Genomic DNA, 23,227 nt, shown 5'->3' with positions numbered 1-23,227 from the left:
TTGGGAACAGGGTTGGGCTGGGCGGTCGCTCTGACATCAACTTGAAATGCGGTGGTGATGCTAATGACGCCTTCGCGAGCAGGCTCGCTCCCACAGGAGAATGCATTCCAAAGTGGGAGCGAGCCTGCTCGCGAAGAACGATGACGCGGTTTCAGCGATTAATGGCCTTGGCCGGAGTGCCCACCCGCGCCCTTCCCCGGCCCCTTGCCGGCCTCGGCCTTGCGACCGCCCTCGGCGTCGTGGCTGGCTTTGTCGGCGTCAACTGCAGCCTTCCCGACCTCTTTGCCCAATTGTTCAGCCGTCGCCAGATTGCTCTTGCGCACACTGTCGACAAAGCCCTGGAACGGCAGATCCGTGATGCCCACCAACCCGAAGTGACCGTTTTCACCGTCAAGCAGGCGCCCGGTGACCGGTTGATCGAGGTACTGGAACCAATGCACACCGACAATCGACGGCTCGCTCATTGCCTGCTTGAGGAAGTTGGCATACGCCGCACCACGGTCCTCCTCTTTCGCCAACGGCGTGACGCCGCCCCAGAACGGCCCACGATCAGCCGAGCCGAAATTGAACTCGGTGATCAGCACCGGTTTGTCGAGACTGCGCAGTTTGGCGAAGTCGTAACCATCCTGGGGTTGTAGGGTGTACATGTTGAAGCTCAGAACGTCGCAATACTGGGCGCAGGACTCCACGGCTTCCGGCGTGCTGATGGCGAAGCGGCCACCGAGCAGCAGCTGGTTTGGCGCGTGCCACTTGAGTGAGTCGGAAATGGTCTTGAAGTAAGTGTCGGCGAAGACCTTCTGGAAGTATTTGAAGTCGGCTTCGATTTCCGGGTGCTCGGGGCTCGGCAGCGGTGGCACGAATCCCGGATCTTCCATCAATTCCCAGGCGGGCAGATCAATGCCCCAGGCCTTCGACAGGCCCGCCTGATTGCGGTACTTGTCACGCAGTTGCTTGAGGAATGCACGTTTGGCCGGCACGTCGGTGGTCATTTTCAAGGTGCCGTAGGCCAGGGCATAACGGGCTTTGGGATCATCCCCGGGACCGGCCCAGGCCAGTTCGTTGTCGGCGTAGTAACCGATCAGCCACGGATCGTCACGATGGTCGCGAGCGGCAATCGCCACTGCACGCTCGGTGGCCATGGCAAAACGCGGGTCGAACGGATCGGGCATGCCGCCCCACCAGTCGGAACCGGTGCTGATGCTGGCGTAGTCGCCGACGATCGACAGCGGCAAGGTGTATGGCACGCGATCGGCGTTGCCCAGTACCGGGGCGCTCCAGTTGCCGATGGTGTTGAAGCCCCAGGCCTGCAGGCGATCAAGGGTGTGACTGGCCCAGCGCTGCTCGTCGAACAACGTTTTGCACGGTTCGACCGATGTTGGCTCTGCCGCTGTTGCTACCGTCGCTTCAGTCTTGGCCGCTTCGGCGACGCCGGACTCGGCGGTTGCAGGAGCGACGGGTTGCTCCGCAGCCTTGGTCGCTGTCGCTTCAACCGCATCCGCCTTGGCCGCTGCGGCGACTCCCGCTTTGGTTTCGCTGCCCAACGCGCAAGGATCACCATACAAACGTTGCAGATTGGCACCGTAGAAGTCGTACCAGCGCCCGGCATTGTAGCCGCGCCCTTGATCGGCACCATTGCCGCCGCGGTTGTCGCCTTCGCCGTAGTGGCTGGCCAGCGCCTCGTCAGCCTTGGGCAGGGACTCGAACATCCACTCGCGACCGGCCACATAGGTCTGGTTGACATCCGGGGCCAGGGTATTGACCCCAAGGGAATAGAACGGATGGCCTTCAGGTGTCACCAGATACCAGCGACCGTTGCGCTTCTCGGTGTGGAAAAAGCCGCTGGCCTTGAACGACGGGCCTTTGGTCAATCCGCCAAATTTGTCCAGCGAAGACTTCTGACGCTCAGCGAGCCAGGTTTTCAGTTGTTGCTGTTCCTTGGCGGCGGCGCTTTTCATCTGCTCGTCGCTGCTGACTTTTTCCGGCCATCTGGCCCGGGTCGACTGGCCATACGCATCCACCAACCCGCCATACACGACTTGGCTGACCGACTCGCCGTCCTGCACACCAAAGCGCTCCAACAGGATGCTTTGCGCGGCTTTGGGCTGGTCCATCGACAACGTCACGGACACCACCTGGCTGCGATCCAGTTCACCGGTGCTGCTGGCCAGCAACACACGCTGGCCCTCAACGGTCATCGGCATCGGCGGGCCGGCCTTCATGCCCTGGCTCAGCGGTGATGTCGCTTGCAGCGGCACCAACAGGGTTTGCGCAGGCCCGGCTGGCAAATCGACGCGACTGACCAGGGTCTTGCCGTCGTTGCTCTGGATGGTCACGTACAGGGTCAACGCCCAGTTCATCGCGCTCTGGATCCGCAGGCTCATCACACCCGACTGCGACCAGTCCCAGGCACCGGTTTGCGGGGTCAGGCGCAACGTCGGCCGGGCGACCGGGTTGAATGTCACCCGGCGCAACACTTCGCCTTCAGGGGTTTGCTCGGCGTTGGATTGCGGCAGGCTGGCGTCCTGTGTCGCCACCTGGACCACGTCGGCGGGGCGCACAAAGTTGAACAGCGTCTGCTGGCTGGCGGGGGCGGCCAACAGCGGTGTTGCGAACAACAGGGCAAATACGGCAGGCAACGAACGGCAAATCATGAGAACGAAATTCTCCCTAACGACCTCAATGGGCCAGTGAAAAAGCGGTGGCAGAGAGATAGACAACGCGGTGGGCAAAACTGCCCACCGGTGCTTCAGGAAATTTCTCGACGGAACGGCGGCAACGCGTTGAGGATGGCTTTGCCATAGCGCTGGGTCACCAGGCGCCGGTCGAGCAAGGTGATGGTGCCGCGGTCTTCTTCGGTGCGCAGCAAGCGACCGCAGGCCTGGACCAGTTTCAGCGAAGCGTCCGGTACGGAGATTTCCATGAACGGATTGCCGCCCCGTGCTTCGATCCATTCCGACAGCGCCGCTTCGACGGGATCATCGGGTACCGAGAATGGAATCTTGGCAATGACCACGTGCTCGCAATAGGCACCGGGCAAGTCGACCCCTTCGGCGAAGCTCGCCAGGCCGAACAGCACGCTGGAATCCCCGCCATCGACCCGCGCCTTGTGCTTGTTCAGGGTTTCCTGCTTCGACAGGTTGCCCTGAATGAACACTTGCTTGCGCCAGTCGCGGTCCAGGCCATCGAACACGTCCTGCATCTGTTTGCGCGAGGAAAACAGCACCAGCGTGCCCCGCGAGCCCTCGACCAGTTCCGGCAGATCACGAATGATCGCGGCGGTATGTGCCGCTGCATCACGGGGATCGGCGTTCAGGTTCGGCACCCGCAGCACACCGGCGTCGGCATGATGGAAGGGGCTCGGCACCACCGCCGTCACGGCTTTTTTCGGCAGTCCGGCGCGCATGCGGAAGCGATCGAAGGTACCAAGGGCGGTCAAGGTCGCCGACGTCACCAGGCAGCCATACGCCACGTTCCACAGGTTGCGCCGAAGCATTTCCGCCGCGAGGATGGGACTGGCGTTGACCTCGATATCGAACAGCGAACCGCTTTCGGCCAGGGTCAGCCAGCGAGCCATGGGCGGGTTGTCTTCCGGGTCTTCGACGGTGAAGGCGGTCCACAGCTCCCAGTTGCCGGAAGAGCGCGACAGCAGGCTGCCGAACAGCGGGTACCACTCCTCAGCCTGGTTGCTGGCGATGCCAATGTTGACCTCGCCGTCCATACCCTCCTTGAGCAGGTCGGTCAGGCGGGTGAACAAGTCGGTCAGCCGAGCGAAGCCTTTCTTCAGTTCGATGCCCATTTCACGCATGTGCTCGGGAATCACCCCGCCGACGAATCGGTGACGCGGGCGCTCGCGGCCTTCAACATCTTCGCCGGGTTTGAAGTCGGCAATCTGCTCGCACGCGGTGAACATGAATTGCTGCTGGGTCTTGATCTCCCGCGCCAGCTCCGGCACCTGCTCGATCAACTTGCCCAGGTCGCCCGGCAACGGGTGCTGGGCCAGCAATTTGGTGAGGTTCTTGGCGGTGGTTTCCAGCCAGTCGGCGGTGGAGCGCAGGCGCGTGTAATGGGCGAAGTGGCCGATGGCCTTGTCCGGCAGGTGATGGCCTTCGTCGAAGACGTAGATGGTGTCGCGCGGGTCCGGCAGTACGGCGCCGCCGCCCAGGGCCAGGTCGGCCAGGACCATGTCATGGTTGGTGACGATCACGTCGACCTTGCCCATGCCTTCGCGGGCCTTGTAGAAAGCGCACTGGCCGAAGTTCGGGCAATGACGGTTGGTGCACTGGCTGTGATCGGTGGTCAGGCGCGCCCAGTCGGCGTCTTCCAGGGCGGTGGACCAACTGTCGCGGTCGCCGTCCCACTTATTGCCGGCGAGCTTCTCGATCATGCTGGTGAACAGCTTCTGGCTGGCCTCATCGACCTCGATCTTGAATCCTTCTTCTTCGAACAGTTGCGCAGTGGCAGTCTGTGCGTGGCCTTCCTGGAGCAACATGTCGAGTTTGGACAGGCACATGTAGCGCCCGCGCCCCTTGGCCAGGGCGAAGCTGAAGTTCAGCCCGCTGTTGCGCATCAGGTCGGGCAAGTCCTTGTAGACGATCTGCTCCTGGAGGGCCACGGTGGCCGTGGCGATCACCAGGCGCTTGCCGGCGGCCTTGGCCGTGGGAATCGCCGCCAGGCTATAGGCCACGGTCTTGCCGGTACCGGTGCCGGCTTCCACCGCGACAATCGCGGGGTCGCCACTGCGCCGGCCTTCGTCGTCGGTGTCGATGTCACCCAGGACCTTGGCGATTTCGGCGATCATCAGGCGTTGGCCGTAGCGCGGCTTGAGGCTCTTGGCTTCGAGAAAACGCGAGTAGGCGCCCTGGATCGTGGTTTTGAGTTCGGTGCTGATCATGGATTGTCGGGCGCAAAAAACGCTGGATAAATTTTCAGTGGTTCGGTTCGACGGCTATCATACCCCGCTAATGAATCCCGCGCAGAACGGAGTACCCGAATGACACCTTTTAGCCTCATATATAGCCTGCATGTACTGGCTACCCTGGTCTGGGTCGGCGGCATGTTTTTCGCCTGGATGGTCCTGCGCCCCGCCGCAATCACGGCACTTGAAGGCCCTGCCCGGCTGAAGTTATGGGTAGAAGTGTTTCAAGGTTTTTTCCGCTGGGTCTGGGTGGCGGTGGTGCTGTTGCCGGTCAGCGGCGTGGGCATGCTGCATATGCACTTCAACGGCTTTGAAGCCGCACCGCGCTATGTGCAAGTGATGATGGGCCTGTATGTGGTAATGACCGCGCTGTTTATCCGCATTCAGGCGCTGATGCTGCCGGAGCTGCGCACCGCCGTGGCCGAACAGGATTGGCCGGCGGGTGCTGGCGTGCTGGGGCGGATTCGCCGGTTGGTGGGGATCAATCTGTTGGTGGGGTTGGCTGTGGTGGCGATTGCGGCGGCTCGACCGATGTTTTGAATCTAAAGCGCTTTTGTGGCGAGGGGGCTTGTCGGATCGCCGCACCGCCCCGTTCGGCTGCGAAGCAGTCGTAAAACCAGACACCGATAACCTTCAGCAGTATTGTGATTGCCGGAATTGGGGCCGCTTCGCGGCCCAACGGGGGCAAGCCCCCTCGCCACAGGCAAGCCCCCTCGCCACAGGCAAGCCCCCTCACCACAGGCAAGACCCCTCGCCACGGGTTCTTGGCGTTTCTTACAAACGCTGCACAGTCACCGAACCCGCCGCACCGTCAGACCCCGGCTGCCCGTCGGCGCCAGGTTTGCCGCTCTTGCCGCCATCGGCCTTGTAGACCAGGCAGCCCTTGGCCTTGCCGCCCGCCCCCGGTTTGCCGCCCGGGCCGGCCAGGCCACCGGCACCGCCAGCCACCTGCACCTTGATCCGGTCTGCCGGAAAGTCGTGGGGCACTGCCAGCCTGACCAACGCACCCGGTGCGCCCGGTTGACCATTGCTGCCATCACTGCCATCGGCACCGCGACCGGCCTGGCCCCAGGTGCAGCCAGGGTCCTGACCGTTGGCGCCATCCAGGCCGACAAATCCCGGTGCGCCTGCGCCGCCTCGTGCGTCCACCAACAATTGCGGTGCATTCAGTGTCCTGATCTGCAAATCAAGATTGCGCCCGGAGCGGGCGGCTTTCTGATAGGTCCCGGGCGCGCCACGCGCGGTGATCTGGCTGCCTTCGGACAAATCAGCGCGACGGACCTTCAGCGCCAGCGCCTGCTCTCCCGGCACAATGGCGATGCGCGCTTCACGTCCCAGATGCAACTCACCCACGGTGACTTCGGTGACGTTCGAAGGAATCAGCAAAGTGCCGTAATCGGCCACTTCCAGACGTTCCAGTTGCAGGGTGCTGGCGGTGTTGGGCAAGCGCATCAGCGAGTTGGGTTCGACACTCACCACCTGTGCGCTGGCCAATGGACTGATGAGTGCAGCGAGCAGACAGAGTTTACGCATGGGAAGCCTTCGAAGCGCCGGGGGCTGGAATGGTTTGCAGGTGGAATACACCGAAAATGACGATCTTCAGGCGGTCAAGCCAGGGATGGGCGCGACCTCGCAGGCTGCGATAGCACAACAGTGCTTCCAGAAGATGGATGAACCCCAACAGGCCGCCGGCCAGATTGACCAACAGGTGCAGCGGAAAGACAAATGGCGTGAGCTGATTGACCAGCACCACCAACCAGAACAGCAGGGTCAATAACCGCCCCAGCCCCCATAAGACTTTCATACGCTCCCCCGATGAGAATTATTGTTTGGGCGCACAGTAACGGCTTCCGCGCGGGATAAGCCAGAGGGCAACAAAAAATTCTTCATGAAGGCCGCCGAACGGCCGTCGCAGCGCAAACAGCTGTCGCTTGACGGCTCTATCTCTTGGCTCAACGGTTTATATGCAGTTCCACTCGACGGTTTTTCGCACGACCTTCGTCCGTTTCATTGTCGGCAATCGGCTGACTTTCGCCCCTGCCTTCGCTGGTGACTTTGTTCGGCGCCACACCCTGGCTGATCAAGTATTCCGCCACGCTGCTGGCGCGTCGCTCCGACAAGGCCTGGTTATAGGCATCCGAACCGACGCTGTCGGTATGGCCAACTACTTTGATGCTGACCACATCGGCATCCAGGAACTGGCTCATCAACGCATCCAGTTGACTCTTGGCCGTCGGGGTCAGGTCGGATTGATTGAAGACAAACAGTAGATCGCTCAGCGTAATGACTTGGGTTTGCGCAGGCTCGGTCTGGACGCGGTCCGGGTACTGCGGCACCGGGCAACCGCGATGGTCGGCCGAGGTATTGGCGGGAGTATCAGCGCAACGGTCGCGCCGGTCGAAAACGCCGTCGCCGTCTTCATCGCCATCCTGGGCATAGCAGATCAAGCCGCCGGACAAGATACCCAGCGCCGCCCCGCCCGCGGCCCAGGCACCACTCTCGATTGCGCCCAGACCACCGCCGACCAGGCCGCCGATAAGGCTGCAGATTGGCCAGGTTCGTTGATTGAGGGGGGCAGTGCCATCGCTGTGGGTCGCGCAGCCGGTCAAGAGGCTACCAAGTAGCAGAACCGGCAAGACGGTCCTTGTGAGAACGATCATATTGAAAGCTCCTGTGTCACCGGCCCATACCGGTTACACAGGAGTAAAGACCCGCATCCGCGACTGCACAAGGCGCGGATGCGAGGGGCGTTTAACGCTCGATTTTGATTTCCGTACGACGGTTCTGTGCACGACCGTCAGCGGTTTTGTTGTCCGCAACCGGCTGGCTTTCACCGGCACCTACCACCGACACGAAGTTGCTGCGAGGTACGCCTTGATCGATGAGGTATTCAACCACCGAGTGGGCGCGTTTATCCGACAGTTTCTGGTTGTAGGCGTCGCTGCCCACGCTGTCGGTATGACCGGTTACGGTCAGTTGAGCCGTCGGGGCTTCGGCTTTCAGGCGTGTGGCAATCTTGTCGAGGACCTGTTTGTCGGACGAGGTAAGCGTGGCTTTATCAAACTGGAAGTGAACATCGCGGATGACGATGGTTTCTTCCTTGACCACAACCACTTCTTCGACCACAGGCGCTGGTGGTGGGCAACCGTTGGCATCGACCTGAACGCCTTTAGGCGTGCCCGGGCACTTGTCGCGACTATCCGGCACACCGTCACCGTCTTCGTCGCCATCACCGTGCACCCAGCAATAAGCCGCTGCCGTACCGCCGACGAGCAGAGCACCATACCCTGCCCATGCCGAGCTTTCGGTCGCACCGAGGCCCGCACCCACGACACCACCAACCGCCGCACAGGTCGGCCAGTCGGTTTTCTGCAAACCTGCGCAACCAGTCAACACACTGGTTAGCAGAACCAAGGGTAATGCTGTCCGAACTATGCTCATCTAGTTTTCTCCTGAAGGATCGGCTTAGAACCGATTCAGGTAGTAAAGACCCGAGTATTAATCTCCGCCAGCAATAGGCCATGCTGTTTATTAAGGCATTAACGGCAGCTTGGCGCATTTGTCGCCAAGCCGCTCTAGGCCCGAACGGCCGGGCAGGCTAGTCTTGGCAGATCTGATTGAGGATCTTCGATGATTGCAGGTATTTCTTCACGCACGCCGCAGCAGGCACTGGCCGCTTTACTTGACCGATATGCCCCCGCGCGCCTGTTGTTGATCGGCGCCAGCGAATTCCCGGCACTGGAAGCATTCAAACTCGCGCACCCGGACAGCTGCGTGGCTTTCGCGGCCCCGGGCCCATTGCCCGACGAGTTGGCGGCCCGCCGATTCGACCTGGCCCTGGTGGTCGATTGCCTGGAGCATTTGCCCAAGCGCGACGGCCTGAACCTGTTGGGCGGCATCCGCAACCTCAACGCCAGCCGCATCGCCGTGCTGGCGGATCTGCCGGCCTGTGGCTGGCAGGAAACCGACTTTTTCTCCCTGGCCCTGCAAGCCAGCGAACGCTTCCAGCGGGACGAACAGGTCTTGACCCTGTTTACCTACGATCTGCTTGAATACAAACAAGTCCCCGACTGGCTCAACTCGCGCTTCTGGGCCAATCCGGAAAACTTCGGGAAATACTGGTGGTAAAGCAATGAGTACATCCATTTGCCCTTGCGGCAGCGGCACCCTGCTAGATGCCTGCTGCGGTCACTACCATGCCGGACACCCGGCGCCGTGCGCCGAAGCCTTGATGCGCTCGCGCTACAGCGCCTACGTGCTGGGGTTGGTCGACTATCTGGTGGCCACCACCCTGCCCGCCCAACAGGCCGGCCTGGACCGTCAATCGATCAGTGACTGGAGTGCGCAAAGTACGTGGCTGGGCCTTGAGGTGGAAAGCTCCGAAGTGCTGGGTGGCCAGCCTGAACACGCTTTCGTGACCTTCACCGCGCGGTGGCACGACAGTAGTGGCGAGCACAGCCATCGAGAGCGCTCATCCTTCGTACAGAACACCGGGCGCTGGTATTTCATCGACCCGACCGTGCCACTCAAACTCGGGCGCAATGACCCCTGCCCGTGTGCCAGTGGACAGAAGTTCAAGAAATGCTGCGCGGGTTACTTCAGCAGCTAGTCCATGGAATGACTGCCCACCACGCAGGAGCTGTCGAAGGCTGCGATCCTTTGGGTCTAGACTGGGACTCAAGGGAGAAACTCCACGATGATCATCCGCCGCTGCGCACGCTGTCTGCTTACCCTGTTCCTGACATTGGGACTTGGCGGCTGTGCGTCGTGGTTCGACGACGACTTGCCGGACCCCGAGGTCCATCTGGTGAAGGTCGAAGTGGTCAGCGCCAAACTGCTGGAACAGAAATTCCTCCTGCATTTTCGCATCGACAACCCCAACGACAGCGACCTGACGGTGCGCAGTCTGGAGTACCGCGTTCACCTGGGTGACATACTGCTGGCCGACGGCGAGTACGAACACTGGTTCACCATCAGCCCCAGGCACAGTGCCTACTTCAAGGTGCCGATCCGCACAAACCTGTGGTCCAAGGTCCGGGATCTGGCCAAACTGCTGAAAAAATCCGACCAACCCATTCCCTATCGTCTGGAAGGTGAACTGGAAACCGGTATATTCATCGCCCACTACGTGCACCTGGCGCGCAATGGCGTGATAATCGCCGCCGATTTAATTCCGGAGCAACACCGATGACCCAGCAACCCCATGTCCACGGCCCTGACTGCAACCACGATCACGATCATGACCATCACCACCATGATCACGACCACGGCCATGTCCACGGCCCGAACTGTGGCCACGCTCACCAGGAACCGGTGCGCAATGCCCTGAAAGACGTCGGCCGCAACGATCCGTGCCCATGCGGCAACGGCAAGAAATTCAAGAAGTGCCACGGCGCTTGATACTTCGGGCGAAGACTTGCTTCGCCTGTTGAATCGTCTTCGCGAGCAGACCTGTGCTGTGAATGCAGTTCCCTTGTGGGAGCGGGCTTGCTCGCGAAAGCGGTGTGTCAGGCAAAAACGATGTTGAAGCTGAGGCCCTCTTCGCGAGCAAGCCCGCTCCCACAATAGTTGTCAGTCATCCATCAGAAGGGTGGCAGCGCTGACCACCGTCGCATACTCGCCATGCAGATTCCCCAGCGACATCGCATGCACCTCTTCGGCACTATGGGCATGGCCAAAAAAGTCAGCCTTGTCGAAGGTAAAGCACGCATCCTCGGCCACCCAGGTATCAAACCCCAGGTTGCCCGCGGTGCGCGCCGTAGACTCCACCGAGTTGTGGGTCGCGACACCCACAATGATCAACTGCCCGATCCCCGCCTCGCGCAACTGCATCTCCAGCCCCGTCGAACAAAACGCATCCGGCACCTGCTTCTGGATCAAGCGTTCACCGGCCATCGGCGCGAACCGCTCCTGAAACTCCACTCCCGACTGCTGCGGCCAGAACACCGAGTCCTCCGAGCGGGACAGGTGCTGCACATGGATCACCGGCCGAGCGGTGCGTCGCCAATGCCCGAGCATTTCCAGCATGCGCTCTTCGGCCTGAGGATTATTCCTGCGGCCAAGCCTGGGGTGAAGGATGCCTTTTTGTTGATCGATGATGATCAGTGCCGCGTTTGCCTTGAGCTCCATGCCGGTTTTTCTCCCAGGATTGTTGACCGTGTCGCACTTCAACATCACCGGTTACGGCTGACAAGCCACCCTTGAGAGTCAAAAGATCGCAGCCTTCGGCAGCTCCTACCGGGATACGCCGATCTTTGACAAATCCCGAAATAACCTTGTACCCCGCTTGCGCGGCCACCTCCCGCTCACTAACGTAGCGCCTTTATTGCGCCCCACCGCCTCTACCCCCCGCAGGAGCTTTGCCATGGCCTCGCCAGCCCTTACTCATTTTCTACCCCGGTTCGGCGTTGCCGCAGCAGTGGCGGGCGTCTTGAGCCTGACCGGTTGTCAGAACTTCAACGCCCAGGACACCCTCCCGCCGACCTCCGGCGTGCAGCCGCTCAAGGGCCTGGCGCAGAACGTTTCGGTGCGCCGCAATGCCATGGGCATGCCGCTGATCGAAAGCAACAGCTTCCACGACGCGCTGTTCACCCTCGGTTACGTGCATGCCAGCGACCGCATTACGCAGATGGTCACCCTGCGCCTGCTGGCCCAGGGTCGATTGGCCGAGATGCACGGTGCAGACCTGCTCGATGCCGACCGTTACATGCGGGCGGTCAACCTGAAGAAAAGTGCCGGCGAGTTGTACAAGGCCTCTTCGCCGCGCCTCAAGCGTTTCTTCGAAGTCTATGCGCGGGGTGTCAACGCCTACCTTTTCCGCTACCGCGACAAGCTGCCGGCGGACCTCGCGGCCACCGGCTACCAGCCTGAATATTGGCAGCCGGAAGATTCGGCGCTGATTTTCTGCCTGTTGAACTTCAGCCAGTCGACCAACCTGCCGGAAGAGATTTCCTCGCTGGTACTGGCCCAGACCGTCACCACCGACAAACTGGCGTGGCTGACGCCGTCCGCCCCCGATGAAAAACTGCCGGTCGCCGAGAGCGAAAAACTCCAGGGCCTCAAGCTCAACGGGCAAGTACCGGGCCTGGCCGTACTCAGCAAAGCCACGGGACAACTGTCGGACCTGAACCTGCTGGGCGCCACCTCGTCGAACAACTGGGCCATCGCCGCGCAACGCAGCCGCAGCGGCAAGAGCCTGTTGGCCAGCGACAGTCACGGCCCGCTGGGCGTGCCTTCATTGTTCAGTTACGTGCAGATTCGCGCGCCGAAGTATCAGGCGTCCGGCGTGACCGTCGCGGGCCTGCCGATGGTGCTCGGTGGTTTCAATGGCAAAGTGGCGTGGAGCATGGCGTCCGTGATGGGCGACAACCAGGACCTGTTCCTGGAGAAGATCAAGCGCCAGGGCAACGGACTTGCCTACGAAAACGCCGGGAAGTGGCAGCCGGCGATCGTGCGCAACGAAACCTATTTCGTCAAAGGCCAGCGGCCGATTCGCGAAGCGGTGTACGAAACCCGCCATGGCCCGCTGCTCAACAGCGCCCAGGGCACCACGCTGGTCAATGGTTTCGGCCTGGCCTTGCAGATGCCGAACTTCACCGACGACAAGACCCTGGACGCGTTCTTCGACCTGTCCCGCGCCCAGAGCGCCGAGAGAGCATCGGATGCCAGCCGCGAAATCCGCGCCATCGCACTGAACCTGGTGTTTGCCGACGCCAGCCACATCGGCTGGCAGGTCACCGGCCGCTACCCGAACCGCCGCGAAGGCGAAGGCCTGCTGCCCTCGCCGGGTTGGGAAGGTCGATATGACTGGGACGGTTATGCCGACCCGATGCTGCACCCGTACGACCAGGACCCGGCCCAAGGCTGGCTCGGCACCGCCAATCAGCGGGTCATCCCCCATGGCTACGGCATGCAGCTGTCCAATTCCTGGGCCGCTCCGGAGCGCGGCGAGCGTCTGGCCGAACTGGCCGGCGCAGGCAAACACGACAGCCGCAGCCTGATCGCCATGCAGTACGACCAGACCACGACCTTCGCTGCCAAGCTGAAAAAAATGTTCGAAACGCCAGGCATGGCCCAGCCGCTCAAACAAGCCATCGACGCCTTGCCGACGGCCGATCGCGCCAAGGCACACGAAGCCTACAGCCGCTTGATGGCGTTCGATGGCAAGCTCAGCCCGACTTCCACCGATGCGGCCATCTACGAACTGTTCCTGCAGGAAAGCACCCGGCAGATCTTTCTCGACGAACTGGGTCCGGAAAGCAGTCCGGCGTGGAAGGCCTTTGTCGCCGATGGCAAGTTGTCCTACGCAGCCCAGGCCGATCACTTGCTCGGGCGTGAGGACAGCCCGTTCTGGGATGACGTGCGCACCGCACACAAAGAAGACAAACCGGCCATCCTCGCGCGTAGCCTCGCTGCAGCGATCAGCGCAGGCGACAGCCAGTTGGGCGGCGATCACAAAGCCTGGCAGTGGGGCAAACTGCACCGCTATGAATGGAAGAACGGCAGCGGCCAGACGGTACGCGGTCCGCTGCCGGCCGGTGGCGATCACACCACACTCAACACCGCCGCGTTCGCCTGGGGCCAGGACTTCAACACCACGCTGGCGCCCGCCATGCGCTTTATCGTCGACTTCGGCCAGTCCGAACCGCTGATGGCGCAGAACGGTACCGGTCAGTCCGGCAACCCGGCCAGTGCGAACTACCTCAACAGCATCGAACCCTGGCTCAAGGGCCAGTACATGAGCCTGCCGATGCAACCGCAGAACTTCGACAACGCCTATGGCAAGAATCGACTGACACTGACACCCGGCAAGTAACGCTGAACCCTGTGGGAGCAGGCTTGCTCGCTCCCACACTGGTTTTCATCCACTCATAAAGCCCGATAGTACTTCTCGCCCCGCGCCAACCTCATAGCTGACAAGTCACCGAGTCGACCTTTGGCCTGCCGATCTACCGCTGGCAACCCCAGGGTACAGGTGCTTGCAAATCTGCTCAGCTACCCCTCTATTCATCCTCAAATATTTTTCTTTTTGAGTCGCACTGGTGCAGCCATTTCCCTGCGCCCGTTTTCGTGCATAAATCTGTCTCCGGTTATTTCCAGACACCTTTTAAAACGCTTGTTCGGCACTCTGGTTCGGAAATTGCTACTTTCAACATGTCTTACGCTTTCCAGTAACAATAATTCTGCGCCACAAGCGCTCATATTGGTTTTAGGGATTGAATAATGAAAAAAGCATTGCTGACCCTTTCTGCACTGGCATTGTGCATGGCTGCTGGCTCCGCCATGGCGAAAGAATACAAAGAACTGCGTTTCGGCGTTGACCCTTCCTACGCACCGTTCGAGTCGAAAGCGGCCGATGGCAGCCTGGTAGGCTTCGACATCGATCTGGGGAACGCGATCTGCGCCGAACTGAAGGTCAAGTGCAAGTGGGTCGAAAGTGACTTCGATGGCATGATCCCTGGCCTCAAAGCCAACAAATTCGACGGCGTGATCTCGTCGATGACCGTTACCGAAGCCCGTGAAAAAGTCATCGACTTCTCCAGCGAGCTGTTCTCCGGCCCAACCGCTTATGTGTTCAAGAAAGGCTCCGGCCTGACCGAGGACGTCGCTTCGCTGAAGGGCAAAACCGTAGGCTACGAGCAAGGCACCATCCAGGAAGCCTACGCCAAAGCCGTTCTCGACAAGGCCGGCGTAAAAACCCAGGCCTATCAGAATCAGGATCAGGTGTATTCCGACCTGACTTCCGGCCGTCTCGACGCAGCGATCCAGGACATGCTGCAAGCCGAACTGGGTTTCTTGAAGTCACCAAAAGGTGAAGGCTACGAAGTCAGCAAGCCAGTCGACAGCGAACTGCTGCCAGCCAAAACCGCGATCGGCATTAAGAAAGGTAACACCGAGCTGAAAGCACTTTTGGATAAAGGTATCAAAGCGTTACACGATGATGGCACCTACGCCACCATTCAGAAGAAACACTTTGGCGATCTGAATCTGTACAGCGGCAAATAATGCCCGGCGCCCATCTTGCGATGGGCGCTTTTTTCATCCGATCAGGTTGCTGATTTATGTTCGAAAACCTATTAGAAAATCTGGGGCTCTCTGCCTTCAGCCTCAAGGGCTTCGGTCCGCTGCTGATGCAAGGCACCTGGATGACGATCAAGTTGTCGGCGTTATCGCTGTTGGTGGCCGTGTTGCTCGGGCTGCTCGGCGCCAGTGCCAAGCTGTCAAAAGTCAAACTGATGCGCGTGCCTGCCCAGTTCTACACCACCCTCATTCGCGGCGTTCCGGACCTGGTCCTGATGCTGTTGATCTTCTACAGCCTGCAAACCTGGCTGACCTCCTTTACCGATTACATGGAATGGGAATACATCGAGATCAACCCGTTCAGTGCCGGGGTCATTACCCTGGGCTTCATTTACGGTGCGTATTTCACCGAAACCTTCCGTGGCGCGATCCTCGCCGTCCCACGGGGTCAGGTTGAAGCGGCCACCGCCTATGGCCTCAAGCGCGGCCAGCGTTTCTGGATCGTGGTGTTCCCGCAAATGATGCGTTATGCCCTGCCGGGTATCGGCAATAACTGGATGGTGATGCTCAAGGCCACCGCCCTGGTGTCGATCATCGGCCTCGCCGACCTGGTCAAGGCTGCCCAGGACGCCGGTAAAAGCACCTATCAGCTGTTTTACTTCCTGGTGCTTGCCGCATTGATCTACCTGGTGATCACCAGCGCGTCCAACTTCATCCTGCGCTGGCTTGAGCGTCGTTACTCCGCCGGTACCCGGGAGGCCGTACGATGATCGAACTTCTGCAGGAGTACTGGAAACCCTTTCTCTATAGCGACGGCAACAACATCACTGGCCTGGCCATGACGATGTGGCTGCTCAGCGCGTCGATCCTCATCGGTTTTATCGTGTCGATCCCGCTGTCCATCGCCCGTGTATCGCCGAACTTCTACATCCGTTGGCCGGTGCAGTTCTATACCTACCTGTTCCGTGGCACGCCGCTCTATATCCAGTTGCTGATCTGTTACACGGGGATCTACAGCCTGGCCGCCATTCGGGCCCAGCCAGTACTGGACGCATTCTTTCGCGATGCGATGAACTGCACGATCCTGGCCTTTGCCCTGAACACCTGCGCCTACACCACGGAGATTTTCGCCGGGGCAATCCGCAGCATGGCTCACGGTGAAGTGGAAGCGGCCAAGGCTTACGGCCTGACAGGCTGGAAGCTGTATGCCTACGTGATCATGCCGTCGGCCCTGCGTCGCTCGTTGCCGTACTACAGCAACGAAGTGATTCTGATGCTGCACTCGACCACCGTGGCCTTCACCGCAACCATCCCCGACGTCCTGAAAGTCGCGCGGGACGCCAACTCGGCGACATTCCTGACCTTCCAGTCATTCGGCATCGCCGCGCTGATCTACCTGACCGTCACTTTTGCGCTGGTCGGCCTGTTCCGCCTTGCCGAACGCCGATGGCTGGCCTTCCTCGGGCCGACCCACTAGGTCTCAATCTGCTTCAGGAACAACAGATGCGCCACCAGAAACATGACCTGCTGGCCCCGCTGCCGGGGACCGCACGACAGATCCACAGTTTTCACTTCGGCCCACAACCGGCCAACGGCAAGATCTACATCCAGGCCTCTCTGCACGCCGACGAAATGCCCGGCATGCTGGTGGCCTGGCACCTCAAGCAACGCCTGGCAGAGCTGGAAGCCGCCGGTCGCCTGCGCAGCGAAATCGTGCTCGTGCCCATCGCCAACCCGGTGGGCCTGGAACAGGTGCTGATGGATGTACCACTGGGCCGCTACGAGCTGGAAAGCGGCCAGAACTTCAACCGCTGGTTCCTCGACCTCAGTGAAGAGGTCGGCAACGCGATCGAGGGCAAGCTCGGTGACGATCCGCAGCGCAACCAGCAACTGATCCGCAGCAGCCTGCGCGAAGCGCTGGCCCGACAGACTGCCGACACCCAATTGCAATCCCAGCGCCTGACCCTGCAACGACTGGCCTGCGACGCCGACATGGTGCTCGACCTGCATTGCGACTTCGAAGCGGTCGCGCATCTGTACACCACCCCGGAGGCCTGGCCGCAGGTCGAACCGCTGGCCCGTTACATCGGCGCCGAAGCCAGCCTGCTGGCGACGGACTCTGGCGGCCAGTCGTTCGATGAATGCTTCACCCTGCTGTGGTGGCAGTTGAAAGAGCGCTTCGGCGAACACTTCGACATTCCACCGGGCAGTTTTTCGGTGACCGTCGAATTGCGCGGTCAGGGCGACGTCAATCATCCGCTGGCGAACCGTGATTGCCAGGCACTGATCGATTACCTGATCCATTACGGCGCAATCGCCGGCGAATCCGCCCCCCTGCCCGACCTGCCCTATCCGGCGACACCGCTGGCCGGTGTAGAACCGGTAGCCACGCCTGCTGGCGGGCTGCTGGTGTTCACCGCACTGCCGGGGCAATACCTGGAAGCGGGGCAACTGATCGCCGAGGTCATTGATCCGATCAACGACCGCGTCACTCCCGTTCACTGCTCCGCCGCCGGGCTGATGTACGCCCGCTCGCTGCGCCGCATGGCCACTGCCGGCATGGTGATCGCCCACGTCGCGGGCACCGAAGCCTATCGCAGCGGCTATCTACTTTCGCCTTGAGGATGCACGCCCCATGTACAAATTGACCATCGAAGGCCTGCATAAAAGCTATGGCGACCATGAAGTCCTCAAAGGTGTTTCGCTCAAGGCCAGCACCGGCGACGTCATCAGCCTGATCGGTGCCAGTGGCTCGGGTAAAAGTACCTTTCTGCGTTGCATCAACTTCCTGGAACAACCCAACGACGGCGCCATGAGCCTCGACGGGCAGAACATCCGCATGATCAAGGATCGCCACGGCATGCACGTGGCCGATGCCGATGAACTGCAGCGGATTCGCACCCGCCTGGCCATGGTGTTCCAGCACTTCAACCTGTGGAGCCACATGACGGTGCTGGAAAACATCACCATGGCGCCGCGCCGGGTGCTGGGCTGCGACAGGAAAGAAGCCGAGGACCGCGCCCGGCGCTACCTCGACAAGGTAGGGCTGGCCTCCCGTGTGGCGGACCAGTACCCGGCGTTCCTGTCCGGCGGCCAGCAACAACGGGTGGCGATTGCCCGCGCACTGGCCATGGAACCGGAAGTCATGCTGTTCGACGAACCGACCTCGGCGCTGGACCCGGAACTGGTGGGCGAAGTGCTCAAGGTGATCCAGGGCCTGGCCGAAGAAGGCCGAACCATGATCATGGTGACCCACGAAATGAGCTTTGCCCGCAAGGTATCGAGCCAGGTACTGTTTCTGCACCAGGGTCTGGTGGAGGAAGAAGGCGCGCCGGAAGACGTGCTGGGCAATCCGAAAAGCGAGCGGTTGAAGCAGTTCCTCAGTGGCAACCTGAAGTAACGTCTACAGAAAAACCTGTGGGAGCGGGCTTGCTCGCGAAGACGGAGTATCAGTGGCATTCATGCCGCCTGACACACCGCTTTCGCGAGCAAGCCCGCTCCCACTTTTTTTGATCTATAGCGTCTGAACTATCAGACAACAGGCGCGGGCGGTGGCTCATCCGGCAAAGTAGGTTCGCCAGGTTCCATCGGCTGTTCATTCGGGGTATCAGGATCAGGCTGGCCGGGGATGCCCCCTGCCATGCTGACGGGCGGATGTGCCAACAAGGACCAGGCCAGAACGCCAACCTGATTGGGTTCAAGCCTTGCCAGTTCGGCACTGATTCGCGGATCGATCTTCATTCGGCACTCCTGGGCGATGGCCCGACCCGCCTTGCGCGGATCGGAACAGTACACTCCATAGAGTGTACCCCCGCCCAGGAATTCCCGACATTTGTCAGACGGTTGACTCAGGTGCGCGGCAGGGTCACGCCACGCTGGCCCTGATACTTGCCGCCACGGTCCTTGTAGGACACTTCACACTCTTCGTCCGACTCAAGGAACAGCATCTGCGCCACGCCTTCGTTGGCGTAGATTTTCGCCGGCAGATTGGTGGTGTTGGAGAACTCCAGGGTCACGTGACCTTCCCACTCAGGCTCGAGCGGCGTGACGTTGACGATGATGCCGCAGCGCGCGTAAGTGCTTTTACCCAGGCAAATGGTCAATACATTGCGCGGAATGCGGAAGTATTCGACGGTGCTGGCCAGGGCAAAGGAATTCGGCGGAATGATGCACACGTCGCTGTGGATGTCGACGAAACTGCCGGCATCGAAGTTCTTCGGGTCGACGATGGCCGAATTGATGTTGGTGAACACCTTGAAATGATTGGTGCAACGCACGTCGTAGCCGTAGCTCGACACGCCATAGGAGATCACACGGCTATCGTCGCTGCCGCGCATCTGGCGCTCGACGAAAGGCTCGATCATGCCGTGTTCCTGCGCCATGCGGCGAATCCACTTGTCCGATTTGATGCTCATGGCGGGTGTCCTGAATTGCGAGGTCGAAAAATTCTGTCCGGCATCTTACCGGGCGCGCCGCCGGGTTCAAAGTCCGGGGTGCAATTCTCACTGAACAGGCAGGAATTACGCGCATTGGCGACGAACCGTCACACCGCCGATCCTTAAAACAGAGAAACCTTCGCAAGAAGCATTGGCACGTCCCGGAAAAAGGGTTAAGGTGGCGTCACTGTGCTGCTTGTGTCACTGAGAATCTCTACACGATATGTTGAATTTCGATCCAACCATCTACAAGAATTTTTCCTGCTCTTTGCACTCAGTCTCGGCCAGGGTTCTTCCTGAGTCGCAGTTATCTTTGTTCAAGGAGTTACACCATGTCTAATCGCCAAACCGGTACCGTTAAGTGGTTCAACGATGAAAAAGGCTTCGGCTTCATCACCCCACAATCCGGTGACGACCTGTTCGTTCACTTCAAAGCTATCCAGTCCGACGGCTTCAAAAGCCTGAAAGAAGGCCAACAGGTTTCTTTCATCGCTACCCGCGGTCAGAAAGGCATGCAAGCTGAAGAAGTTCAAGTTATCTAACTTGTACTTGCTTTAGTAAAAAGCCCCGCCCTCAACAGCGGGGCTTTTTTGTGCCTGTGTGTTTTTCACAGGTAAAAAAAGATCGCAGCCTGCGGCGGCTCCTACAGAGCTGCCGCAGGCTGCGATCTTTTAACGTCTTACCAGGTCACGCCAAACCCTGCGGTGTAGCGCGTCTTGTCCAGATCCGCATCGTCAGTGCCACTGATGATGTCCCGCTCCGCCTTCAGGTTCAGCGAAGCCCAGTCAGTCACCTTGTAGCGCAACCCCATCTCGGCATCGAGTGCGTAGTCGGCCACACCCGACAGCGGCTTGGCGACCTCACCATTGGTGAAGAACTCGACACGCTTGCCGATCAGGTAGCGGTTGTAGTCCCAGGTCATGGCCAGGGCGTAGAAGTTTTCCTTGCTGCCATCGGAGAAATCATAGTCCGTGCGGTTGACCAGCGAGCCCAGGGAGAATGCCCCGAGCTCGTTATCCCAGAACTGATAGCCGGGACCCGTGCCAACGGTGCGTTGGCGGGAAAGGTCTTCGACCTTGTCGCGCTTGTACACCAGGCGCCCCTGCCAGAACCATTGCTCGGTCAGGAACCGGTCGATGGAGTACTCGGCCCGCCAGTTGTCCGTGGTCACCACGTCGTCCTGGAACTCGCGGTTGTATTCGCCTTCGGCGGTATGCCGCCAGCGACCGTGGCGCGCACTGGTCTTGAAATCGATGTCGTAGTCATCGGTATCGTTTTCCGCCCGCTGATAATCCAGCGCGACATCGACATTGCCTTTCCACACCAGATCCTCGACCACCGGTTTTGGTTTGAGAATCTGCTGAATGCTCGCCAGTTCGACCGTCTTCGGTGCCTCGCCGTTGGCCAGCGTGACCTTGCCGGCGTCCGCCGCTTTCAGCGACCTGGCTTTCTCGCCCGCGTAGGCATCCTGCTTGACCAGCAACTCCTGATCGCTGTCCAGGGTCTTGACCTGCTTCCAGTCGATCGTCACCGCACCGGCATACTCGGTCTGGATCAGCAGCTTGCCGCCATCGAACAGCGTAATCTTGCCACTGAGCTTGTCACCGTTGTTCAACCACACGGTATCGGCTAGCAAGGGAGTGGAGGCGCCAAGGACAGCGAGACATAGCAGGGATCTGGACAACATAAGCAAAATACAGGCTCGGGATTGCGAAAAAAATCGGCATTATCCGCAGGAATAAGGCCCTGACAAGGACTGACCCGGCTATTTCTGTTGAGTTCATTTCTCAAGCGCCCGTACAGGAATTACTCTACAGACGGTAAAGCAGACTTCTTCAGGACTGACGGACGTGACCGATCCAACCGATGAACCCGAGAGCGCAGCGCAAATCCGACGCACGGCGCTGTATCTGACTCTGGCGCAAGTTCCCGAGGGCAAAGTCGTCAGCTATGGCCAGCTGGCCGAGCTTGCAGGGTTGGGTCGCGCCGCTCGCTGGGTAGGCCGCACACTCAGCCAATTGCCGAGCGACAGCAAACTGCCCTGGCACCGCGTTCTGGGCGCAAACGGGCGTATAAGCCTGCCGGTCGGCAGCCCTTCAGGTGATGAGCAGCGCGCACGATTACGCATGGAGGGCATCAGTGTCCTGAATAATCGTGTTGATATTCAGCGCCATGGCTGGCGTCCGGTAGAGCACAGCGGTTAGAGTGCGCGCTTTGTTTCCGTATTTCTTGAGGCAGACTCCAGCCCATGCCCCGTAAAACCTGGCGCGCCGCGCTCGCCGCTTATGCCAGCCCCTCGACACTCGTGCTGTTGCTGCTTGGCTTCGCCGCCGGCCTGCCCTACATGCTGGTGTTTTCGACACTTTCGGTCTGGCTCCGTGAAGCCGGCGTGGCGCGTGAAACCATTGGCTATGCAAGCCTGATCGGCCTGGCCTATGCCTTCAAATGGGTCTGGTCGCCCCTGCTCGACCAATGGCGACTGCCTTTGCTCGGCAAACTCGGCCGACGACGATCCTGGCTCGTATTGTCCCAGGCACTGGTCATCCTGGGGCTGATCGGGATGGGTTTCTGCGACCCGCAAAAACATCTGTCCTGGCTGATCGCCATTGCCGTGGTCGTCGCTTTCGCATCAGCGACGCAAGACATTGCAGTAGACGCCTACCGCCTGGAAATCGCCGAAGACAATCGCCAGGCCGCCCTGGCCGCCAGCTACATGTCCGGTTACCGGGTCGCTGCGCTGCTGGCCACCGCAGGCGCGCTGTACTTCGCCGAAGGCTTTGGCTCCACCGGCTTCAACTACAAGCATTCGGCCTGGGCCGGCACTTACATCCTGTTCGGCGCACTGATGGTCCCGGCACTGCTGACGTCCCTGTTCATGCGCGAACCACCCGTGCCGTTGCGAACGCAACTGCAGGCCGGACGCTACAGCTTCATGCATCAACTGGCCTCGGTGTTCGTACTGATCATTTTGCTGGTGTCCGTGCCAGCCATGTTCACCCAGCTCTACAACACCGACTTCGCCAGCGTACTGTTCGAAGGTGTGAGCCTGCTCGACCTGCTGCTCGAAGACCGCGCACTCCTGAGGGCCATCCTCTACATCACGTTCACCGCCATGTGCCTCTCGGCCATGGGCCGGCGCGGCCTGGCGCCGGTGCTGACGCCGGTCAACGACTTCATCCTGCGATACCGCTGGCAAGCGTTGCTGCTCCTCGGCCTGATCGCCACCTATCGGATGTCCGATACGGTCATGGGCGTGATGGCCAACGTGTTCTACATCGACCAGGGCTTCACCAAGGACCAGATCGCCAGCGTGAGCAAAATCTTCGGCCTGATCATGACCCTGGTCGGCGCCGGCATGGGCGGCCTGCTGATCGTGCGTTTCGGCATCCTGCCAATCCTGTTCATCGGCGGCATCGCATCCGCGGCGACCAACATCCTGTTCCTGATGCTTGCCGACATGGGCCCCAACCTGAACATGCTGGTACTGACCATCTCCCTGGACAACTTCAGTTCAGGCCTGGCCACCTCGGCCTTCGTGGCCTACCTGTCGAGCCTGACCAACCTCAAGTTCTCCGCCACCCAGTACGCCTTGCTCAGCTCGATCATGCTGTTGCTGCCACGACTGATCGGCGGCTACTCCGGGGTCATGGTGGAGAAATTCGGTTATCACGATTTCTTCCTGATTACCGCCCTGCTGGGCGTCCCGACCCTGCTGTTGATCGCCTTGCACTGGTTCCAGGAGAACCGCCGCGCAGGCCCGACACCCACCCCGGAACCGGTGCAGACCCCGGTCGCCGAAGAATCGTAGGTTTTTTCTGCAGGAAGAATCGCGGAGGGCCGAGTGAATCGCGCCCTC

Annotated in this window: 24 protein-coding genes; 14 read left to right on the top strand and 10 right to left on the bottom strand. The window is 60.4% G+C overall.

The window, feature by feature from the left end; genetic code table 11:
* Nucleotides 1-158 precede the first annotated feature (158 nt).
* Together PPUTUW4_RS05990 and dinG are read right to left on the bottom strand one after the other, a co-directional pair.
* Entirely contained in the window at nt 159-2,651 is a 2,493-nt protein-coding gene (locus tag PPUTUW4_RS05990) for a beta-galactosidase (RefSeq protein WP_015093822.1), read from the bottom strand.
* Between the two features lie 95 nt (nt 2,652-2,746).
* Complete coding sequence (dinG, locus tag PPUTUW4_RS05985; protein ID WP_007971623.1) at nt 2,747-4,891, bottom strand: ATP-dependent DNA helicase DinG; 2,145 nt, start codon at nt 4,889-4,891, stop codon at nt 2,747-2,749.
* A 99-nt stretch (nt 4,892-4,990) separates the two neighbouring features.
* On the opposite strand from dinG, the gene PPUTUW4_RS05980 reads away from it, so the two are divergent.
* Nucleotides 4,991-5,455: a CopD family protein gene (locus PPUTUW4_RS05980; RefSeq protein ID WP_015093821.1), complete on the top strand. Its 465-nt coding sequence runs from the start codon at nt 4,991-4,993 to the stop codon at nt 5,453-5,455.
* A gap of 234 nt (nt 5,456-5,689) precedes the next feature.
* Here PPUTUW4_RS05980 and PPUTUW4_RS05975 read toward each other — a convergent pair whose 3' ends face one another.
* The 4 genes from PPUTUW4_RS05975 to PPUTUW4_RS05960 form a co-directional block, all read right to left on the bottom strand.
* A complete protein-coding gene (locus tag PPUTUW4_RS05975) occupies nt 5,690-6,448 on the bottom strand; it encodes a collagen-like protein (RefSeq protein WP_015093820.1) in 759 nt (252 codons plus the stop codon).
* Entirely contained in the window at nt 6,441-6,719 is a 279-nt protein-coding gene (locus PPUTUW4_RS05970; protein ID WP_015093819.1) for a DUF1145 domain-containing protein, read from the bottom strand. The genes PPUTUW4_RS05975 and PPUTUW4_RS05970 overlap by 8 nt, the downstream gene beginning before the upstream one ends.
* 148 nt (nt 6,720-6,867) lie before the next feature.
* Nucleotides 6,868-7,575, bottom strand: a complete 708-nt coding sequence (locus tag PPUTUW4_RS05965; RefSeq protein WP_015093818.1) for an OmpA family protein — start codon at nt 7,573-7,575, stop codon at nt 6,868-6,870.
* Nucleotides 7,576-7,666: 91 nt separating this feature from the next.
* The gene (locus tag PPUTUW4_RS05960; RefSeq protein WP_015093817.1) at nt 7,667-8,356 is read right to left on the bottom strand and encodes an OmpA family protein; all 690 of its coding nucleotides are present in this window, start codon (nt 8,354-8,356) and stop codon (nt 7,667-7,669) included.
* Between the two features lie 189 nt (nt 8,357-8,545).
* Here PPUTUW4_RS05960 and PPUTUW4_RS05955 point away from each other — a divergent pair, with 189 nt between their 5' ends.
* The 4 genes from PPUTUW4_RS05955 (at nt 8,546) to PPUTUW4_RS05940 (ending at nt 10,315) form a co-directional block, all read left to right on the top strand.
* Nucleotides 8,546-9,043: a DUF6231 family protein gene (locus PPUTUW4_RS05955; protein ID WP_007971634.1), complete on the top strand. Its 498-nt coding sequence runs from the start codon at nt 8,546-8,548 to the stop codon at nt 9,041-9,043.
* Nucleotides 9,044-9,047: 4 nt separating this feature from the next.
* Nucleotides 9,048-9,524, top strand: a complete 477-nt coding sequence (locus tag PPUTUW4_RS05950) for a YchJ family protein (protein WP_015093816.1) — start codon at nt 9,048-9,050, stop codon at nt 9,522-9,524.
* Nucleotides 9,525-9,611: 87 nt separating this feature from the next.
* Nucleotides 9,612-10,106 carry an LEA type 2 family protein gene (locus tag PPUTUW4_RS05945; RefSeq protein WP_015093815.1) on the top strand — a complete coding sequence of 165 codons (495 nt, stop codon included), beginning with the start codon at nt 9,612-9,614 and terminating at the stop codon, nt 10,104-10,106.
* Complete coding sequence (locus tag PPUTUW4_RS05940) at nt 10,103-10,315, top strand: SEC-C metal-binding domain-containing protein (protein WP_015093814.1); 213 nt, start codon at nt 10,103-10,105, stop codon at nt 10,313-10,315. The genes PPUTUW4_RS05945 and PPUTUW4_RS05940 overlap by 4 nt, the downstream gene beginning before the upstream one ends.
* 171 nt (nt 10,316-10,486) lie before the next feature.
* Here the strand turns inward: PPUTUW4_RS05940 and PPUTUW4_RS05935 are convergent, their stop codons facing one another.
* Entirely contained in the window at nt 10,487-11,044 is a 558-nt protein-coding gene (locus PPUTUW4_RS05935) for a cysteine hydrolase family protein (RefSeq protein WP_015093813.1), read from the bottom strand.
* A 235-nt stretch (nt 11,045-11,279) separates the two neighbouring features.
* Between PPUTUW4_RS05935 and PPUTUW4_RS05930 the strand changes: the two genes are divergently transcribed.
* From PPUTUW4_RS05930 to PPUTUW4_RS05905, 6 genes are all read left to right on the top strand, one after another.
* Complete coding sequence (locus PPUTUW4_RS05930; RefSeq protein WP_015093812.1) at nt 11,280-13,730, top strand: penicillin acylase family protein; 2,451 nt, start codon at nt 11,280-11,282, stop codon at nt 13,728-13,730.
* Between the two features lie 407 nt (nt 13,731-14,137).
* Nucleotides 14,138-14,920 carry a transporter substrate-binding domain-containing protein gene (locus PPUTUW4_RS05925; protein ID WP_015093811.1) on the top strand — a complete coding sequence of 261 codons (783 nt, stop codon included), beginning with the start codon at nt 14,138-14,140 and terminating at the stop codon, nt 14,918-14,920.
* Between the two features lie 56 nt (nt 14,921-14,976).
* On the top strand, nt 14,977-15,705 hold the full coding sequence (locus PPUTUW4_RS05920) for an ABC transporter permease (protein WP_015093810.1): 729 nt from the start codon (nt 14,977-14,979) through the stop codon (nt 15,703-15,705).
* Nucleotides 15,702-16,412 carry an ABC transporter permease gene (locus tag PPUTUW4_RS05915; RefSeq protein ID WP_015093809.1) on the top strand — a complete coding sequence of 237 codons (711 nt, stop codon included), beginning with the start codon at nt 15,702-15,704 and terminating at the stop codon, nt 16,410-16,412. The genes PPUTUW4_RS05920 and PPUTUW4_RS05915 overlap by 4 nt, the downstream gene beginning before the upstream one ends.
* 26 nt (nt 16,413-16,438) lie before the next feature.
* The gene (locus tag PPUTUW4_RS05910) at nt 16,439-17,557 is read left to right on the top strand and encodes a succinylglutamate desuccinylase/aspartoacylase family protein (protein ID WP_015093808.1); all 1,119 of its coding nucleotides are present in this window, start codon (nt 16,439-16,441) and stop codon (nt 17,555-17,557) included.
* A 13-nt stretch (nt 17,558-17,570) separates the two neighbouring features.
* Nucleotides 17,571-18,335 carry an ATP-binding cassette domain-containing protein gene (locus PPUTUW4_RS05905; protein ID WP_015093807.1) on the top strand — a complete coding sequence of 255 codons (765 nt, stop codon included), beginning with the start codon at nt 17,571-17,573 and terminating at the stop codon, nt 18,333-18,335.
* Nucleotides 18,336-18,466: 131 nt separating this feature from the next.
* Here PPUTUW4_RS05905 and PPUTUW4_RS05900 read toward each other — a convergent pair whose 3' ends face one another.
* Complete coding sequence (locus PPUTUW4_RS05900) at nt 18,467-18,676, bottom strand: hypothetical protein (protein ID WP_015093806.1); 210 nt, start codon at nt 18,674-18,676, stop codon at nt 18,467-18,469.
* Between the two features lie 107 nt (nt 18,677-18,783).
* Nucleotides 18,784-19,350 carry a dCTP deaminase gene (gene dcd, locus PPUTUW4_RS05895; RefSeq protein WP_007940589.1) on the bottom strand — a complete coding sequence of 189 codons (567 nt, stop codon included), beginning with the start codon at nt 19,348-19,350 and terminating at the stop codon, nt 18,784-18,786.
* A gap of 353 nt (nt 19,351-19,703) precedes the next feature.
* Between dcd and PPUTUW4_RS05890 the strand changes: the two genes are divergently transcribed.
* Nucleotides 19,704-19,913: a cold-shock protein gene (locus tag PPUTUW4_RS05890; RefSeq protein WP_002554837.1), complete on the top strand. Its 210-nt coding sequence runs from the start codon at nt 19,704-19,706 to the stop codon at nt 19,911-19,913.
* Nucleotides 19,914-20,050: 137 nt separating this feature from the next.
* Here PPUTUW4_RS05890 and PPUTUW4_RS05885 read toward each other — a convergent pair whose 3' ends face one another.
* The gene (locus PPUTUW4_RS05885) at nt 20,051-21,058 is read right to left on the bottom strand and encodes a DUF481 domain-containing protein (RefSeq protein ID WP_015093805.1); all 1,008 of its coding nucleotides are present in this window, start codon (nt 21,056-21,058) and stop codon (nt 20,051-20,053) included.
* 163 nt (nt 21,059-21,221) lie between these two features.
* On the opposite strand from PPUTUW4_RS05885, the gene PPUTUW4_RS05880 reads away from it, so the two are divergent.
* Nucleotides 21,222-21,575: an MGMT family protein gene (locus PPUTUW4_RS05880; RefSeq protein ID WP_007971652.1), complete on the top strand. Its 354-nt coding sequence runs from the start codon at nt 21,222-21,224 to the stop codon at nt 21,573-21,575.
* A 44-nt stretch (nt 21,576-21,619) separates the two neighbouring features.
* Complete coding sequence (locus tag PPUTUW4_RS05875; protein ID WP_015093804.1) at nt 21,620-23,179, top strand: AmpG family muropeptide MFS transporter; 1,560 nt, start codon at nt 21,620-21,622, stop codon at nt 23,177-23,179.
* Nucleotides 23,180-23,227 lie beyond the last annotated feature (48 nt).

Origin of the sequence: Pseudomonas sp. UW4 (genome assembly GCF_000316175.1) — a bacterium.
Lineage (GTDB): Bacteria > Pseudomonadota > Gammaproteobacteria > Pseudomonadales > Pseudomonadaceae > Aquipseudomonas > Aquipseudomonas laurylsulfatiphila.
The sequence above is the reverse complement of the archived record's forward strand: the minus strand, read 5'-3'. Positions and strand labels throughout refer to the sequence as shown.